Raw genomic sequence first — 16,191 nt, forward strand, 5'->3', positions numbered from 1 at the left:
AGTTGTTTTCATAGTTTGTTTTTTTTTGCCACCAAGGCACCAAGACACGAAGGTTAAAATTAAACTTTGCGTCCTAGCGCCTTTGCGAGATAATTTTTACTCTATTAAATTACTGATTTTAAATACATAAGCCAGCTGATGATCATCCGGATTTAAATCCGGAGGTGTTATGATCAGATTATTACCTGAAGCTTTGGCGACTACCGCCTTTTCTGATCCAAGCAAACTTGCTTTTACATTACCGGCTTTCAGACCTTTAAGTACAATATTTCCTTTTGGCCAATCGAGGCAGATAACATAAACATCTTTATTTTTTTTGGTAAAGAAGATAGATTTATTTGTTTCGGGATTAATTGATTCGGTCTCCTTTGTTATAAATGCCCTGGTACCATAAATAGCGTCTCCGTTAGTTTTCAGCCAGTTACCCATCTCTAGCAGGCGCTGCTGCATTATTACCGGTATGGTTCCGTCTGCTGCCGGACCGATATCAAGCAACAGGTTTCCGCCTTTTGACACAGTTGAAACAAGAAGTTTAATAAGATCTTCTGCGGTAGAATAATCAGTTAAACCTTCAGTTCTGTTGTACCCGAATGAAGTTCCGATACCCCTGCACTCTTCCCATGGACGGGTAATTGCCTCATCAACCCCTTCCTGATCGTGTACCAGGCCATACTCGGTTGTGTAGATGCCGCCATGCTTGCTTCTGGTTTCGCTTCCCCATCTGTCATTTACCACAATACTCTGTTTTACAGGCGATTCATTATAAAGCCATGCAAGAAACGGTTCACTTTTCCACTCTTTGCTTGGTTTATCCCACTCTCCGTCAGTCCACAGAATATCAGGGGTATAGCGGGTAACCAGATCCTTCATCTGGGGGATCATATGGTTGTCAACGTAACTGTTCAGGTCGGTCAGGTAAGTGGGATTATACCATTCATAAAGAGAATAGTAGAAACCCATATGAAGCCCCTTGCTTTTTACAGCAGTTGTCAGGTCTCCGCATAGATCGCGGTGCGGACCGATATCCACACTGTTCCAGTTCCAGCTTTGTTTACTGGGCCAGAGAGTAAAACCTTCATGATGTTTTGAGGTGAGCACAACATATCTGGCACCTGATTCTTTAAAAAGATCTGCCCACTGGTCAGGATTAAAAAGTTCAGCCTTAAACATAGGTGCGAAATCCTGATATTTGAAGTTCGGTCCGTAAGTCTTCAGATGGAATTCTTTAAAATACTTCTGAACTTTCCCTGGCTGGTCGAATTTCCTCCAGTACCATTCCGCATATTTATCATAAACTCCTATACTGTCGCCCGTGGGACCCCATGATGGTACGGAATAGACACCCCAGTGAATAAAAATGCCGAATTTTGAATCTTCAAACCATTGCGGAACCGGTCTCTTATCAAGTGATTCCCAGGTTGGTTGATAGTTCTGGCCATTCAGACTTAATGCCAAAAAAAACAGTAAAGCTGTGAGAAGTCGTTTAATCATATGTGATGAAATAGGTATAAAATTAGCTTAATCAATCAAAGGTTCTTCTCCGTGGTTCTCTGTGCCTCCTCTGTGGAACTCTGTGTAACTAAAAAAGAACTGACACAGAGTGACACTGAGAATGCACAGAGATACACAGAGAAATTACCTGCTTATTTTTTAGTATAAACGAGTGTTGCCTTTCTTTCACCCATTGGGGTAGTTGACTGAGAATCTATTGTCATTTCATTTCCTGAAAGTTTATAGACCTCTGTTGTTTTAATTTCAGTGGATTCGCCGTTCATTTCAAAAACAAGTACTGATGATACGGTAAACACTTTCTGATCGGCAGACCATACAGCTTTTGATTTCTTCTGTGTATTAAAAACAGGGTTAACACTTTCCTTGCCATCCATTGTATATTTCTCCGTCATTTTTCTTTCGGTGCCGTCCTGTCCTGTAAATGCTCTTTCGAGTGAGAATGTTGTTGCATCCTGTACTATAACAATAGTCTGCGAAACCATTCTTCCTCCTCCCTCACCAAGGTTACTTTTCGATTCATTGAAAGCCCATGTACCAGAGAAATTTGCAGCACCCTGACCAAATGAGAGAGATGAAATCAGAACAGATGCCACAACAAGAAACAGACTTTTCAGTTTAATGTTTTTCATAACTTTAAGTATAAAGGTTTGTAAAATTCTGTTATGAAGGTAATGCTTATTATTTTATACAGAATTGAATAAGGGGAAGATTTTTTTATGTTATAGAATATGTCGGAAGACAAAATAGCAAAGAGCAAAGAGCACAGAGCAAAGAGCAGATCACCCCGTGCCCTGAGCCCCTTGCCTTTCTGCCTATCTTTCTTCCTGTATCTTTAGCACCTCATTCTTATACTTTCTGTTTTCCAGGATCCGCACATATCTGATTCCAAGCTTGTTGTTATAATCTTCATACGATTTCTGGGCCCATCCAAGTGCAGAATCCAGATCGCCGTTTATCTCACTGATAATGGCCATATTATATGCAGCTCTTCCTGCGATTTTCATTTTTGGGTTTTCAGTTTCCCTCTTCCATAATTCACCTGCCTCGTCCCACTTACCCATTTGTGCTTTTCTTTTCGCTATTTTGAAATTGGCAGTTCCCTTAACATAATAATCACGGTAAACCCTTAATGTGTAAGGAATTATCCTCATTGCATACCCATGTCCGGCCTGATTACTTACTTTATTAACTGCATCTTTTCTGCCAATCAGAGCTCCGGCGGCAAGTAAAGGATTGATTCCCCTGCCCGTGAAAACAATTGCATCTTCGAAAATATATTCATCAAGGATTGCTTTGGAAGCCGGGTCGTAGATTCTCCATCCTGTTTTCACAATAGTATTCATGTCAGCCTGATGCTCAAGTCCGGCCAGCTTTCCCAATGGGGTTTTGATCTCAACCGGCCGGTTTGAATAACTTATCCGGGTATCAGTATCAAACTTTTCAAGGGAAAAAAGTGCATCGGTGCCTGTCTCCCTGCAAATTTTTTCCACTATCTCCCACGAGAGAGGAACAGGGAACAAAGCCAGCTTACTGGTTCTGAAATCAATATCATTTAAGGCCTTTACCTCAGTGAACCTGTTGTTGTTAAGGAGTTCATCGGAGAGTCCTTTGATACTCTCCATAGCACCTTCTTTATCAAGCTTATCTCCTTCAAGTGAAAGAACCTTGTCTATAACATCTACCGCTTTCGTTTCATCAGTAGGCATGCTTCTGTTTATCACCCCCACTTTTTTAATATATGCAGGAACAGTCACAGGCGCCGGCTCTGTAACATTAAGATATAGCTGACTTGTCTTGCACGAGAATAGTATACCTGCTAATCCCAGTAAAAAAATTATTTTCCTCATAAACAAAAATTTAATACTAATTACTTTTTAACCACGGAGTTACACAGAGTCTCACTGAGTTACACGGAGTCCTCCTAAAGCACGGATTGAATATCATCGCTATCATAAGTACTTCCTCCGTGGAACTCCGTGTTACCCCGTGGTAAATTATTCTTCTTCAATTTCAAGAACCCTTATATTCCTCAACGCTGCTGTAGTGTTCCACGAGGTTATCCCAAACGGTCTCGAGAGTTCCACTTCAGGCCTGATTGACAGTTTTTTGTCTCCGATTGCAAGATTGACAACAACTTTATCATCTATCAGAGCCCTGATTGTATCCGGTTTAACTATAAGACAAATTTTATACCAAACATCCTTTTCGAATTTCCGAAGAGTAGTTGTTTCATTCTCAGAAGCATCGGCTCCGTTGATGCTGCTTAGTCCGACAGTGGTACCGCCCCAACCACCGGCAATAAAAGTGCATGGTGAATCACCGACAGGGAATGTTATGCCGCAGAAAAAATCATTTCCGTCAACTTTCTTGGCCTCAAGTGTAACTTTATAGTTCATTTCAGGGAAATCTTTCCTGTAGGTAACTCCGGTACAACCTTCGCCCATTCCAAGGATTATAGCATCGCCGGAGATATAGACAGGACCCTGTGGTCCGAAATTTGTTATTTCCCAACCATCAAGGTCTTTTCCGTTAAAAATAAGTGTACTATCAACACTTAATTCTGTTACAATCCCTTTACCGGCTAACTCTTTTTGTCCTCCCCTGCAGCCAATCAATACCAGTCCTAAGACCAGGGCTACCACTCTGCCGGCCATTCTGACTGCCCTTTAAAAAACTGAAGATCTTTATAATAAGGTTTGGTCTTCGCCTCAATTGCCAGCATCTGATCTGCAGTAAGAGGTTTGAAATTTTCTGCTATTCGGATGTTCTCTTCCAGCTGGGCGATATCATCAAGACCAATAATAACAGTACTGACAGGCAAAGTCATAACGTATTCCATTGCCTCTTTAATAGTTATAATACCCCCATTTGAGAAAATCCTGTCGCGGGCAGGAATTTTCATACCCACAATTCCCATTTTTTTCTCAACAGCAACAGGAAGGAAGTTTTCGATGAAAGGATCGTAGTGCTTGTCAGCGGCATTAAGCGCAACAAGAACATTATCGAAGGGATATCTCTCTGCCATTATCTTAAGCATAGCCGGACTCTCATGACCTGTAATTCCAACGAATCTTACCATCTTTTCATTCCTGGCCTTTTCCATGGCTTTTATCACACCATCGGCAGCAAAATACTTATCTACGTCAGCTATCTGAGCTTTTGTAAGATTATGCACCTGCCACAGATCAAGGTGATCAGTCTGGAGATTCTTAAGAGACTTCTCAAGAAGCCTCATTGATCCGTCGTATGTCCGGTCATCAGTTTTGGAAGCAAGGAAGACCTCATTTCGTCTGGTCTTCATAACTTGTCCGATGTTTCTCTCACTATGTCCCCTGGCTTCTGCCTTTGGAATAGTAGCCGTTGCCCTTCCGTAACCAGCGGCTGTATCGATGTAATTTATTCCCAGGTCTATCGCCCTGTTGATAATCTGCACTGACAGGTCTTCCTTTCCGGGAGTTTCAATTGTTGCCTGACCTCCAAGGCTGTAAATGCAAACCATGTGACCAGTCTTGCCGAGTGGTCTGACAGGCATTTTTCCCTTGTATCCCGACATTACAATATTACCTGTAACAGTATCAAGGTATGGATAGATACCTGCTACTGCGGTAGCTGCCAGAAGCTTTTGCAGGAATTCCCTGCGCGAATTCTTTGCTGATTTTTCCATGAGGGATATATTTAATTAATTAGAAAACTATTCATCTGATTTCTTTAATTCACGTACTGGTCTGTCAATGATCTCTAGATCGGGCAAAATACTTTTATTATCAGTTGCTTTCAATTGCTCAAGTTTCCTCCCGGCCGGAAGGACTCTTCCCTCCCATGAACCTATTGCATCGTTAAATCCTTTAAGAGCTGATTTCAACCCGCTTCCCACTTTATCAAAATGCTCGGCAAAGACACTTAATCTGCCATGAAGTTCTGTTGCTGCATCCATTATGAGCAGGGCATTCTCGGTAATGGTATGCTGCTGCCACGACATGGCAACCGATTTCAGGACAACTATAAGTGTGGTAGGTGTGGCAAGAATTATCTTATTATTCATTGCATCCTGCAACAGAGTTTTATCTGTCATCAGGGCAACGTTCAGAGCAGATTCCACTTCCATATATAATACAACAAAATCAGGGGTATTCTCAAACTGAGACCAGTACTGCTTTTTACTCAGTTTGTTTATGTGATCCCTCAGATCTTTGGCATGCTTGGCAAACAATATATTCCTTGATGTTTCGTCATCTGTTTCAAGTGCCTGAAGATAAGCATCCAGAGGTAGTTTGGAATCAACAACAACATGACTGTTCCCCGGAAGATTAATTATCATATCGGGTTTTAATACAGAATCCTCCCCCTCTGAATAAACCTGTTCATAGAAATCGCAATGTGCTGAGAGTCCCGAAAATTCAACAACACGTTTCAGGCCAATCTCTCCCCATTTGCCTCTGACTCTGGGATTCCTCAGAGCATTTACAAGTGCGGTTGTTTCCTTTTGCAAACTGGTATTTGTAGCCTGAATATTGGAGAGCATTTCAGTGACCTGCCCGAACGTTTTTTCAGATCCCTTTTCCAGCTCCTCTATTCTTTTCTTATAACTGTCTATCGATTCTTTTACCGGCTTGAGCATCTCCTCTATAGCTGTCTTCCTCTTATCAAGATCACCTTCCGCCCCTTTTACCTGAGTCTCAAGCTGTGTTTTCGCCAGATCAAGAAATTGCTTATTATTCTGCGTAAGCGCATCAGAGGCGGCCGATTTAAAAGTATCTACCATCGCTTTTCTTACTTCTTCAAGACTATTAGCCTGTGCCTCAACCTTCGCTTTCAGGGCACCGTTTTCCCTGTTTAACACATTTATCTCCTCAAGTTTTGCAACAATATTACGCTGGTGCTGACCAATTAAAACAGATTTTGTTACCAGATAAGCTACCAGAGCGCCAATAAATGATCCGGCGAGTATATAAAGAATGATTTCCATACGGTACAGGTCTATAATTCTTCAAATTTAGAAGTTTTAACTGTAAATGCACAGATAAAATTTTCATTTTACATTTTTACTATCTTCGTATAAACTAAATTCTCAATTTTATGAAAAGTAATATCTCTCGTCGCGACTTCCTGCAAGGTAGTTTAATGGCCGGAATAGGATTGGCCGCATTTAAAAATATGCCGGAGTTTATGAATTCAGTTCCTGCCGGAGACATGAAACTTGGTCTCTGTACATATCTGTGGGGACAGGACTGGGATCTTCCGACTCTTATTACAAATTGTGAAAAAGCAGGGTACCTTGGTTTAGAACTTCGGACTCAGCATTCGCATAAGGTTGAAACAAACCTTAATGCTGCACAGCGTGCCGAAGTAAAGAAAAGATTTGCCGATAGTAAGGTGAAGTGCCTTGGTTATGGAGCAAACTTCGAATATCATAATCCTGATCAGGCCAAACTCCGTGAGAACATAGAACAAACAAAAGAATATATAAAGCTGTGCAAAGATATAGGTGCAACAGGCATCAAGGTAAAACCGAATAATTTACCGGCTGAGGTATCAAAAGAGAAGACAATAGCACAGATTGCCGCTTCACTTAATGAGGTTGGCAAGTATGCCAAAGATTATGGTCAGCTTGTTCGTGTTGAGGTTCATGGCAACCTGACACAGGAAATACCTAATATGAAAGCTATCTTCGAACAGGTTACCGAAAAAAATGTTGTAATGTGCTGGAACTGCAATGATCAGGATCTGCTTCCTCCGGGACTTGAGGCTAACTTTAACAGTGTAAAAAAATGGTTTGGCGATACAGTGCATATCCGCGAACTTAACGAAGGCAATTATCCTTATCAGCAGCTTTTCGACCTCTTTAACGGAATCAACTACAAAGGATGGATTCTTCTTGAAGCCCGCACCGCACCAGCTGACAGGGTCGTCGCTATGAAAGAACAGCTTGCACTATTTAATAAAATGATTGGAAAAAGCTAGACTATCTATGAGCAATACAATAAAACGTCGCAACTTCATAGGGACATCGGTCAAAGGAATTGCAGGAGCAGGAGTACTTGCAGCAGTATCATGCGCACCGGAAAAGACAGAAGGAATCGGCAAGCAGTTTATTCACCATGTCTTCTTCTGGCTGAAAGAGCCTATTACGCCTGAAGGCCGTACCAGGTTTGAAGCCGGACTGAAAGCTCTTGTAAAAGTTGAGACTATTATCGATTATCATCTTGGAGTTCCTGCAGGAACCAGCCGTGATGTTATCGATGGAACCTACACATATTCATTACTAACTACATTTAAAGACCGGGCAGATCAGGATATTTATCAGACTCATCCGATACACCTGAAGTTTATTGCCGATTGTCAGGATTTGTGGGAAAGAGTTGTGGTGTATGATTCGGTCTCAATCTAAAATATAGTCTGCGCTGAACCCGAAAAGCTCCGCATCGCTGGTATGGGCTTTCAGAAAGACTCCAACCATAATTTTGGGAAGTATTTTATAGGATAGCTCATATTTCTGATAGACAGGATGTTTTGCTTTGTACGGGGAATATAAATATACTCCGAGGTATTGGGTAAAGACTGCTTTACCAAGTAAAAAATCCTGTCCGCCAATGACTGCAATTCTTTTATTATCCTTATCCAGTCCTTCAATCTCTATCATCTTCTTAACACCACCATCAACTATCAGCTCCGCCCCTGCATTCAGGGCATATCTGGTTCTCAGCTGCCAGGTATAACGCGAACTGAATCCATATGTCCATGTATCAACTCCGTAAACTACCTTGTAACCCATTAATGTTTGAAGGACAAGATACCGACCTGATTCCTTTTTATTCCGAAGAGGGGCATACAGATCATCAAGTTTTGGTATATCACCTGCAAATCGTTCCAGCCCCAGCGAAACAGTCGGGAAATTCATACCGTAATTAGGGATCCTCTGTGCCCCGTTGGATATATGGTTATAAGTTCCTGAGAGAGTCAGAAATGTCCCGGGACTGATCTTATATTTAAATCTTGCTGACAGATAAAGAGGATAACTTAATCTGGTGCTGAAGAATCTGTTGAGCTGGTTATCAGTGTCATGATAAATCTTAGTATGGTATGAAAACCCTGCTCCCCCCTTTATTGAGAAAATATATCTCTCCCCGGATCTGATTACAGGTTCAGTAAAGACCGTTAATAAGTATGCACTTCCTACAATATCAGGATTCTGAAAATTAAAATAGCTGAGCTGAACTCCAGAAATATTATACCTGGCAAAAGTGCTCCAGCTCTCATAAGAGGTTTTAAGGTTGTTAAGGCTAATCTCAAATCCATAAGGATTGGTATGCGAAACAGGCTCAATTGCTTCGGTATGAGGTATTATAAAGCCATAATGCGACTGAATACCAATGAAGTAGTGATTATTGGAATCCGGACTTTGAGAACTAACAGGGGAAAAAAACCTAAAAAATAAACATAATACCAGAAAGCATCTCATAAGATCAAATGCATCATTTTTATTTAATGTTGCTGGGTGCTGGGTCCTGGGTACTGGGTACTGGTACACTTTCACCTTTGAATTTTGAACTTTGAACCTTGAACTTCACCCAGCGCCTAGCACCCAGCACTCAGCACCCATCACCCAATTATCACTTCAGGAAAACCTCCAGAACCGGAATCTCCATTTGCGGTTTCAACACTGGTAAGGATAGTGTCAGATCATTTTTTGCATCATCTCTTCCTGCCCTGAACCTGATCTCTGAGGCATCGTGAAGAAACTGGACATATTTCACCTTATCACCCATATCAGGAAGTGTCATGCTGCCCATCGGGTATGCCAGAAGATGAACATATAGCCTTCGGGTAACAGGATTATATGTAAGAAGTGTATTGGCCGGAACTTTAAATTCAGTAGGAGGAGCTTCAGTACATCCGTATATCGATCTGTTATTGTATTTCATCCACTGTCCCATACCCGTAAGTCTGTCCTGTGCTCTTGAATCAAATACCCCACGGGCTGTCGGGCCAACATTCAACAGAAGGTTACCGCCTTTACTCACCGATTCTATGAGAAGTTCAAGAAGCTGTGCCTGGCTTTTCCAGGTATTCTCATCACGATAGTAGCCCCATGAGCCGGAGAATGTCTGGCATGTCTCCCATGCAACTCTTTTGCCATTTATCTCAGGCCACTTTGCTACCTTAACCTGTTCAGGTGTAGTAAAATCCCAGCCGCCTTCAACATCGCGCAGGTCGAGACGATCGTCAACGATTATGCCCGGCTGAAGGGAGCGGGCAAGTTTTAACAGGTTTTCAGAATCCCAGTCAGCACGTCCCTTGCCGTTTTTACCCGGGAAAGAAAAGTCAAACCAGATAATACTTATTTCGCCATAGTTGGTTAGCAATTCACGAACCTGATTTTTCATATATTCCTGATACTTCTTCATATCCTTTCCCTTGTTCAGTCTGATATAAGCAGTATCTGATGTCTGACGCTGGGGATGATTACTGTCGATAGTATAATCGGGATGATGCCAGTCTATTAATGAGTAATAGAAACCTACCTTGAGTCCTTCTGCCCTGAAAGCCTCAACATATTCCTTAATAAGGTCTTTACCATAAGGTGTATTAGTAGATTTGTAATCTGTAAACTTAGAATCGAAGAGGCAGAATCCCTCATGATGTTTTGCTGTAAGGACAACATATTTCATACCGGCAGCTTTCGCCATTTTTGCCCATTCATGGGGATCGTACATATCGGGATTGAACATCTCGAAGTACTTCTGATACTGCTCATTAGTCATGCGCTCTGCATTCTTCACCCATTCGTGACGGGCCGGTAAAGCATATAAACCCCAGTGGATAAACATGCCAAACCTGGCATCGGTCCACCACTTCATCCTTTGGGCTTTCTGAGCTTCCGTTTCTTTTGGAAGCTGGGCATTTGCAAACTGAGGTGTGAATAGTGTTGCAAGGAATACAAGAATTGTAAAAATGGTCTTTGTTTTCATATTGGTTGGGTTAGTTACAATTATTTTCAGGTATATTTTAGTCAAGCCTTCTTGTTAAAATTTCAGCAAGATCAACTGCATCTAATTTAGCCGGATTATTCTTATTATCAGTAGTTGAACAAATAATATCAATATCTTTTTCTTCAATGCCGTATTCCCGCAATCCTGCTAATTTCAGATCCTGTGTCATCTGATGCAGATATTCTATAAATCCATCTGTGTAGTATTTATCAGACTTACCTTTCTCGCCAAGAAACAACTTACCCAGAGCAGTATATTTCTTGAGGGCAACTTCGCTATCTGAGGCCCTTCTGAGCTTTCTGACGGTAACCTCATTTGAGACGGCCATAAGAGTTCCGCATACCAGTCCGTGTGAAATATTGTACATTCCGCCGACTGAAGAGGCAAATCCATGAACTGCACCCAGACCTGCATTGGCAAGGCATATTCCGGAGGTGAGCGCTGCAAACGACATACCTGTCCTTGCTTCAATATTACCTCCGTCGACATAACTTTCTCTAAGTGAAGTTTTTATCTGCTTAAGTCCTTCATATGCAAGGGCATCGGTATATTCATTTGACTTTACAGAGAGGAAAGCTTCTGTAAGCTGCGTAAAACAGTCCATGCCGCTGGCAGCTGTTATATCAGGCGGGCAACTAATAGTGAGTTCAGGATCAACCAGAGCAACATCAGGCACAAGATTATCATGACGGAGTGATCGCTTAAAACCATCCTTCCCAACCCTTGATAAAACAGCATTCTTTGTGGCTTCACTTCCGGTACCGGAGGTAGTGGGCACAGCTATAAAAGGGAGTTTTGTGCCCGGATGTTCCTTATTACCTATTACCTCCAGGTAATCAATAACCGATCCGGTTTTATACATCATCGCTGAAACTGCTTTCCCTGCATCTATAACACTTCCCCCTCCTATAGCAATAACCGAACTGAATTCATCCGTGCTGCAATCAGAAACGATCTGATCAATCATTTCAGGAGATGGTTCACCGGGAATTGTAATATGTTTATATCTTATCTTCTTTCCCTGAAGTGCATCAAGGAGCAACTCACCATCAGAAGATTCTATGAAAGACTTTTTTCCTGTTAATAAAATAACAGAAGGGCCGTTATTGGTTATTACCGACTGAATCTCAGGCAGCTTACCGCAGCCGAATATTATCTGTGGCAGTCTGGCAAACCTGAAAGAGCTTACCATCTCGATGCATCCTGAGGTTCAATAATCTTATACTTCACACCTCTTCTGGGTTCTGCCATGAACGGTTCAACAGTATCGCGCCACCTGTTATAGTGCGGTGTAGTTTTGTGATTAGCTGCTGCTGCTTCGGTTTCATAAGCTTCATACAGCATAAATCTCAGAGGATCATCTGACTGCTGAATCAGATCGAATCTTAAATTACCCTGTTCCTTTACCGATTCCAGATGATTGGCAGTTGTTGCATCAATAAAGCTGTTCAGTGCCTCGGCTTTAACATGAATATATACACAGGTGACAATCATATTTCCTTATTTCCTTATTTATCATTCAGCAATTTCAATCTGTTTCTTCTCTTTAAAGAAGAAGATGAAACAGATCAGAACTACCACTGCAATGTAAGCAGGGACAAACCAGATGTTTTTCCACTGGTAAACCTGGTTAACAGAGTAATAGGTTGTTACAAAACCTGAGAACCATGTACCAATGAACATACCCAGTCCGTATGTCACAAAGGTGAACAGACCCTGGGCTGCATTTTTTATCCTTTCATTTGATTTCTTTTCAGTATACATATATCCGGTTACGAAGAAGAAATCATAACATACGCCATGAAGTATAATACCTGCGTATAGCATCCAGATGTTGGAATCCATGTTACCAAATGCGAAACAGAGATATCTGACAATCCAGGCCGTCATACCAATCAGGAGCATCTTTTTTACACCAATCCTGTTAAACAGAAATGGTATAGCAAGAATAAAGAGAGCCTCCGACATCTGTCCCATTACCATCTTACCTGCTGTGTTCTCCATGCCTGACTGATTCAGATAAAGGTTTGCAAATCCGAAATAGAACGAAAGCGGGATACATACGAAAATAGCAGCTACAAAAAATATTAGATATGACCTGTCTTTGAACAACACCAGAGCATCAATTCCAAGTATTGATTTTGCAGAGGCAGCAGTCCTGGCCAGAGGAGGTGTATCAGGAAGCATGAAACTGAACACACCAAGGGCAAAAGAGACAATGGCTGCCATATAAAATGTAAGAGGAGTCTGTTCTATGCCCAGAATTGCAATCATAAAACCGGCTATTACCCAGCCTACCGTACCAAAAACCCTTACGAGAGGGAACTGTTTTCCGGGGTCCTGCATCTGTCTGAATGCAACACTATTGGAGAGCGCAATAGTGGGCATATAGGCGAGGGAATAGAGAAGAATAACCCAGTAGAACGGGGCATTTGCTGTAACTTTTGAAGCCATAATGAGTAGTATTCCTCCCAGAATATGAAGCAATCCCATTACTTTCTGGGCAGCAAAGAACCTGTCAGCAATCATACCTACAAAGAATGGAGATATCATTGTAGCAATGGCAAGGGCTGAGTACGCGGCACCAATCTGTATCCCTGACGAACCCAGAAACTTCGTCATAAATGTTCCCATTGTTACATACCATGAGCCCCAGATATAATACTGAAGGAACATCATAAGCGAAAGGATCAGAGTGGTTTTAGTTTTCATAGCGTCTTTTTTACACGTATAAATATACAAAAACTGATTAAATTATCATCTCGATACCACATGAAAACAACCCTGCTGCTTCTCATAAGTTGCCCAGCATTTCTTTTCCTGACGAAGCTGCCAGATAACTTCTGCAAGAGCCTCCTTCATATACCATTTATCGCACTCTGTAACAAATACCTTTCTGAATGAGAACCTTGCATAGGATATATCAAAAGCATTTCCGTACAGATGGGGACTGTTTTCAGATGAGTTACCGTTTGTCTTTCTTAAACCTTTAAGTTTTTCTGTTGTCCGGGTCATTGAAGTAACATGCATTTTTGAACCTTTCAATCCGTCCTTTGCTATTTTTTCCTTAAGCCTCTGCCCAATCTCATCCAGAAGTCTTTTGCTGTCCCTGGTAAGATAAGGATAGCTGTGTGTCATATCATCGATAACATACAGACTATTGCTTCGCACCCTGAATAATTTATGTGCGGATACCCGTTGTTCAATTTCTTTTTTGTTACCGCATACGGCAATGCCGCTTGCTTTAGCCTGTGCTGAATAATCTACAATCCTGTCGTTAAGTCTTTTACTGAAATTAACCTGCTGATAATTTTTGCATCTCACACTAAAGTATGCCCTCATCATCGCTCTGTTCGACTGCGGAATAAAAACAAATCCGATGATTACCAGCGTTATTATGGTAAGCCATACTTTTAATCGGTATTCCTTCCTCAATCTTATTCTGGGGATGCGCATCAGGTCACTTATTTTTTTACGAAAGTATAGCATACCGATAACAAATCTGAACAGATAAAAATGAGTTATTCACATTGGTATGCCATATAATCAACAATGGTATTCCAAAAAATGGGCTATTTTTGATGTGAAATCAGAAACGGATTAAAATGGAACAGAAAAAAGCTATTGCCGGATTTATAGGAGCCGGGGGAATTGCTAAATCACACATATTTGCCCTCAATTCAATGCACTACTATTACGCTGATGCTCCTGAGGCAGAACTCGAAGCTGTCTGTTCAGCAACTGAGAAGAGCAGGAATTCATTCGCTGAGCATTATGGATTCAAAAAAGCTGTTCCGATTGAGGAGTTTGCAGCAAATGATAAAATTGATTCTGTGTACATTCTTGGCCCGAATAAAGTTCATTTTGAGCACTTTAAAATGGCAGTTGGGATGCCTTCGGTTAAACGGATCTATATGGAAAAACCGATATGTTCCACTGTTGAAGAAGAGATGGAGATCATAAGGATATCCCAACAAAATCCGCATCTGAAAATACAAGTAGGATTTCAATATCTTTTTATACCAAATGTCAGGGAAGCTTATAAACTCTGGAAATCAGGGAAGCTGGGGAGACCGGTTCATTTCGATCTTAAATATTATCATGGTGACTATCTTCAGAAAGAGTACCGCGATAAAAGGACCAACAGGTTAACACCGGCACCTGACGGGGGTGCAATGGCTGATCTTGGATCACATGCAATTAGTTTCGCCTCGGCCTTTCTTGGCAATAATCTTAAGATTACCAGCGCAATACAATCGGGTCAGTTTAAAGATGTCCCCGCTGAATCTGACCTCTTCAGTCTGATCACCCTCTACGATTCAGCGACAAATGCAGCCGGTACTGTTGCAGCCAGCCGTATCAGTTCAGGAACGGGTGATCTTCTTTGCATGGAACTGTTCGGAGAGAAAGGATGTCTGAGGTTTTCATCCCACACGCCCGACTATTTTGAATATTATCTCGAAGAAACAGGAAACTGGACAAAGGTCTTAACCGGAAGCAACTACAAGCCTCTTACAAGTTTCCCTTCAGCTCACGTACCGGCAGGATGGCTTCGATCGATGGTCCATGCTCATTATGTGTTCCTTACAGGGAATGATATCGGATCTCTCATACCTGATATTACTCATGGACTGGCCGTGCAGCGATTAGTCAGAGAGACAGCTGAACATCTAACAAGATTCAGGGAATCAGTGTTATAACGACATATTTTTTCCTATTTCGGAAGAATTTCAAAATTCATCTTATCAACAACCTGATACAGAATTTTAATGTCACAGAGGGCAGATTCTGAGATTTCAACAAGAAATTTATCATTTACAACAAATCTGACACCTGCTCCCTGACAACCATATTCATTCTTCTCCATCACTTCAACGCCTTTGTATTTCCCCTTTATTGTAACAGCTTTTTCATTCGGACTCTGAGGTTTAATCATCTCCTCATAATACTCAGGTGCTGCATCGCTTATTATAACGAAAATGTTTGAAGTTTTATCCATGGTCCCATTCTCTCCTCCTGTACCTCTCTGAAGAAGCTTATTATAACCAACACTTACAGATGTCGGATTATCAGGCATTTGATCAATAGTAACTTCATCCTTTGTATATCCTGCCGGAACTTCTGAAGGAAGCGCTTTGATAATTAACTGAGGATCTGTTGATTTAGGATTACCTGATGTTTCAATCCCGAATTCTGAAGTAAAGTGCTGATCTCTATCTTCTAGTTGAGATTCCGTAATGGAGAACTGAACTCCCTTCAAAGAGGTGTAAACCTCAAACAGTTCAGCTCCTTTCTGTCCCTGAAATTCAACCTCCTTTAATACAAAGAATTTTATCTTCATGCCCGGGGGCATCTGCTGAAGCAGCATCTCTACCTGTTGTTTCAGAAAAGGAAGTTTTTCAGCCAGACTTTTTGGATCAAGCGACTTGATCTTAAGTGTGTTCTCATAAAAAGCGATAACCTTGTCGAAGTTATCCCCCGATACGAAATTACAGCACATCTTGCTGTCTCCTTCTTCCAGCTCTGTATTCAATACAGCGCCAGGATATACCGGGATAATTCTACCTGACTGAAGCTCATTCTGGCATTTGGCAATCTGAATAGAAAGAAATCCCTGAAGAATGAGAACAAGAACAATCCTGAAGATTATTTTCATTACTTAAACTATTAAATTTTAATCTTCCAATTA

16 protein-coding genes are annotated in these 16,191 nt (G+C 41.4%); 3 read left to right on the forward strand and 13 right to left on the reverse strand.

Annotated features, from left to right (window positions below; all coding sequences use genetic code 11):
• Positions 1 to 96 precede the first annotated feature (96 nt).
• From IPJ16_14620 to rmuC, 6 genes are all read right to left on the reverse strand, one after another.
• A complete protein-coding gene (locus tag IPJ16_14620) occupies positions 97 to 1,491 on the reverse strand; it encodes an alpha-L-fucosidase (protein MBK7628408.1) in 1,395 nt (464 codons plus the stop codon).
• Positions 1,492 to 1,643: 152 nt separating this feature from the next.
• The gene (locus tag IPJ16_14625) at positions 1,644 to 2,141 is read right to left on the reverse strand and encodes a hypothetical protein (protein ID MBK7628409.1); all 498 of its coding nucleotides are present in this window, start codon (positions 2,139 to 2,141) and stop codon (positions 1,644 to 1,646) included.
• A gap of 183 nt (positions 2,142 to 2,324) precedes the next feature.
• Positions 2,325 to 3,359 carry a hypothetical protein gene (locus IPJ16_14630; protein ID MBK7628410.1) on the reverse strand — a complete coding sequence of 345 codons (1,035 nt, stop codon included), beginning with the start codon at positions 3,357 to 3,359 and terminating at the stop codon, positions 2,325 to 2,327.
• A gap of 147 nt (positions 3,360 to 3,506) precedes the next feature.
• Complete coding sequence (locus tag IPJ16_14635; GenBank protein MBK7628411.1) at positions 3,507 to 4,166, reverse strand: DUF1080 domain-containing protein; 660 nt, start codon at positions 4,164 to 4,166, stop codon at positions 3,507 to 3,509.
• Positions 4,148 to 5,044 (reverse strand): aldo/keto reductase, encoded by an 897-nt coding sequence (locus IPJ16_14640; GenBank protein MBK7628412.1) that lies wholly within the window; start codon positions 5,042 to 5,044, stop codon positions 4,148 to 4,150. The genes IPJ16_14635 and IPJ16_14640 overlap by 19 nt, the downstream gene beginning before the upstream one ends.
• 159 nt (positions 5,045 to 5,203) lie before the next feature.
• Positions 5,204 to 6,478, reverse strand: a complete 1,275-nt coding sequence (rmuC, locus tag IPJ16_14645) for a DNA recombination protein RmuC (protein ID MBK7628413.1) — start codon at positions 6,476 to 6,478, stop codon at positions 5,204 to 5,206.
• Between the two features lie 110 nt (positions 6,479 to 6,588).
• Here rmuC and IPJ16_14650 point away from each other — a divergent pair, with 110 nt between their 5' ends.
• Positions 6,589 to 7,473 (forward strand): sugar phosphate isomerase/epimerase, encoded by an 885-nt coding sequence (locus IPJ16_14650; protein MBK7628414.1) that lies wholly within the window; start codon positions 6,589 to 6,591, stop codon positions 7,471 to 7,473.
• 7 nt (positions 7,474 to 7,480) lie between these two features.
• Positions 7,481 to 7,900 carry a Dabb family protein gene (locus tag IPJ16_14655; protein MBK7628415.1) on the forward strand — a complete coding sequence of 140 codons (420 nt, stop codon included), beginning with the start codon at positions 7,481 to 7,483 and terminating at the stop codon, positions 7,898 to 7,900.
• On the opposite strand, the gene IPJ16_14660 is transcribed toward IPJ16_14655, so the two are convergent.
• The 6 genes from IPJ16_14660 to IPJ16_14685 all read right to left on the reverse strand — a co-directional run bounded on the left by IPJ16_14660 (position 7,892) and on the right by IPJ16_14685 (position 13,958).
• Entirely contained in the window at positions 7,892 to 8,971 is a 1,080-nt protein-coding gene (locus IPJ16_14660) for an acyloxyacyl hydrolase (protein ID MBK7628416.1), read from the reverse strand. The two genes, IPJ16_14655 and IPJ16_14660, sit on opposite strands and share 9 nt — an antisense overlap.
• Before the next feature lie 151 nt (positions 8,972 to 9,122).
• Positions 9,123 to 10,481, reverse strand: a complete 1,359-nt coding sequence (locus tag IPJ16_14665; GenBank protein MBK7628417.1) for an alpha-L-fucosidase — start codon at positions 10,479 to 10,481, stop codon at positions 9,123 to 9,125.
• Positions 10,482 to 10,518: 37 nt separating this feature from the next.
• On the reverse strand, positions 10,519 to 11,694 hold the full coding sequence (locus tag IPJ16_14670) for an iron-containing alcohol dehydrogenase (protein MBK7628418.1): 1,176 nt from the start codon (positions 11,692 to 11,694) through the stop codon (positions 10,519 to 10,521).
• Positions 11,688 to 11,996, reverse strand: coding sequence for an antibiotic biosynthesis monooxygenase (locus IPJ16_14675; GenBank protein MBK7628419.1), 309 nt, complete (start codon positions 11,994 to 11,996; stop codon positions 11,688 to 11,690). Before IPJ16_14675 ends, IPJ16_14670 begins: the two co-directional genes overlap by 7 nt.
• A gap of 21 nt (positions 11,997 to 12,017) precedes the next feature.
• On the reverse strand, positions 12,018 to 13,214 hold the full coding sequence (locus tag IPJ16_14680; GenBank protein MBK7628420.1) for a nucleoside permease: 1,197 nt from the start codon (positions 13,212 to 13,214) through the stop codon (positions 12,018 to 12,020).
• A 45-nt stretch (positions 13,215 to 13,259) separates the two neighbouring features.
• Positions 13,260 to 13,958 (reverse strand): hypothetical protein, encoded by a 699-nt coding sequence (locus IPJ16_14685; protein MBK7628421.1) that lies wholly within the window; start codon positions 13,956 to 13,958, stop codon positions 13,260 to 13,262.
• A 149-nt stretch (positions 13,959 to 14,107) separates the two neighbouring features.
• Between IPJ16_14685 and IPJ16_14690 the strand changes: the two genes are divergently transcribed.
• The gene (locus IPJ16_14690; protein MBK7628422.1) at positions 14,108 to 15,202 is read left to right on the forward strand and encodes a Gfo/Idh/MocA family oxidoreductase; all 1,095 of its coding nucleotides are present in this window, start codon (positions 14,108 to 14,110) and stop codon (positions 15,200 to 15,202) included.
• Positions 15,203 to 15,216: 14 nt separating this feature from the next.
• Here the strand turns inward: IPJ16_14690 and IPJ16_14695 are convergent, their stop codons facing one another.
• The gene (locus IPJ16_14695; GenBank protein ID MBK7628423.1) at positions 15,217 to 16,158 is read right to left on the reverse strand and encodes a hypothetical protein; all 942 of its coding nucleotides are present in this window, start codon (positions 16,156 to 16,158) and stop codon (positions 15,217 to 15,219) included.
• Positions 16,159 to 16,191 lie beyond the last annotated feature (33 nt).

The sequence above is a fragment of the Bacteroidales bacterium genome (genome assembly GCA_016709865.1).
GTDB lineage: Bacteria > Bacteroidota > Bacteroidia > Bacteroidales > VadinHA17 > LD21.

Bases quoted from the DNA above. Each gene is read 5' to 3' on its own strand.
- IPJ16_14620 (MBK7628408.1), bottom strand. From the start codon at position 1,491: ATGATTAAACGACTTCTCACAGCTTTACTGTTTTTTTTGGCATTAAGT.
- IPJ16_14625 (MBK7628409.1), bottom strand. From the start codon at position 2,141: ATGAAAAACATTAAACTGAAAAGTCTGTTTCTTGTTGTGGCATCTGTT.
- IPJ16_14630 (MBK7628410.1), bottom strand. From the start codon at position 3,359: ATGAGGAAAATAATTTTTTTACTGGGATTAGCAGGTATACTATTCTCG.
- IPJ16_14635 (MBK7628411.1), bottom strand. From the start codon at position 4,166: ATGGCCGGCAGAGTGGTAGCCCTGGTCTTAGGACTGGTATTGATTGGC.
- IPJ16_14640 (MBK7628412.1), bottom strand. From the start codon at position 5,044: ATGCCTGTCAGACCACTCGGCAAGACTGGTCACATGGTTTGCATTTAC.
- rmuC (MBK7628413.1), bottom strand. From the start codon at position 6,478: ATGGAAATCATTCTTTATATACTCGCCGGATCATTTATTGGCGCTCTG.
- IPJ16_14650 (MBK7628414.1), top strand. From the start codon at position 6,589: ATGAAAAGTAATATCTCTCGTCGCGACTTCCTGCAAGGTAGTTTAATG.
- IPJ16_14655 (MBK7628415.1), top strand. From the start codon at position 7,481: ATGAGCAATACAATAAAACGTCGCAACTTCATAGGGACATCGGTCAAA.
- IPJ16_14660 (MBK7628416.1), bottom strand. From the start codon at position 8,971: ATGAGATGCTTTCTGGTATTATGTTTATTTTTTAGGTTTTTTTCCCCT.
- IPJ16_14665 (MBK7628417.1), bottom strand. From the start codon at position 10,481: ATGAAAACAAAGACCATTTTTACAATTCTTGTATTCCTTGCAACACTA.
- IPJ16_14670 (MBK7628418.1), bottom strand. From the start codon at position 11,694: ATGGTAAGCTCTTTCAGGTTTGCCAGACTGCCACAGATAATATTCGGC.
- IPJ16_14675 (MBK7628419.1), bottom strand. From the start codon at position 11,996: ATGATTGTCACCTGTGTATATATTCATGTTAAAGCCGAGGCACTGAAC.
- IPJ16_14680 (MBK7628420.1), bottom strand. From the start codon at position 13,214: ATGAAAACTAAAACCACTCTGATCCTTTCGCTTATGATGTTCCTTCAG.
- IPJ16_14685 (MBK7628421.1), bottom strand. From the start codon at position 13,958: ATGCGCATCCCCAGAATAAGATTGAGGAAGGAATACCGATTAAAAGTA.
- IPJ16_14690 (MBK7628422.1), top strand. From the start codon at position 14,108: ATGGAACAGAAAAAAGCTATTGCCGGATTTATAGGAGCCGGGGGAATT.
- IPJ16_14695 (MBK7628423.1), bottom strand. From the start codon at position 16,158: ATGAAAATAATCTTCAGGATTGTTCTTGTTCTCATTCTTCAGGGATTT.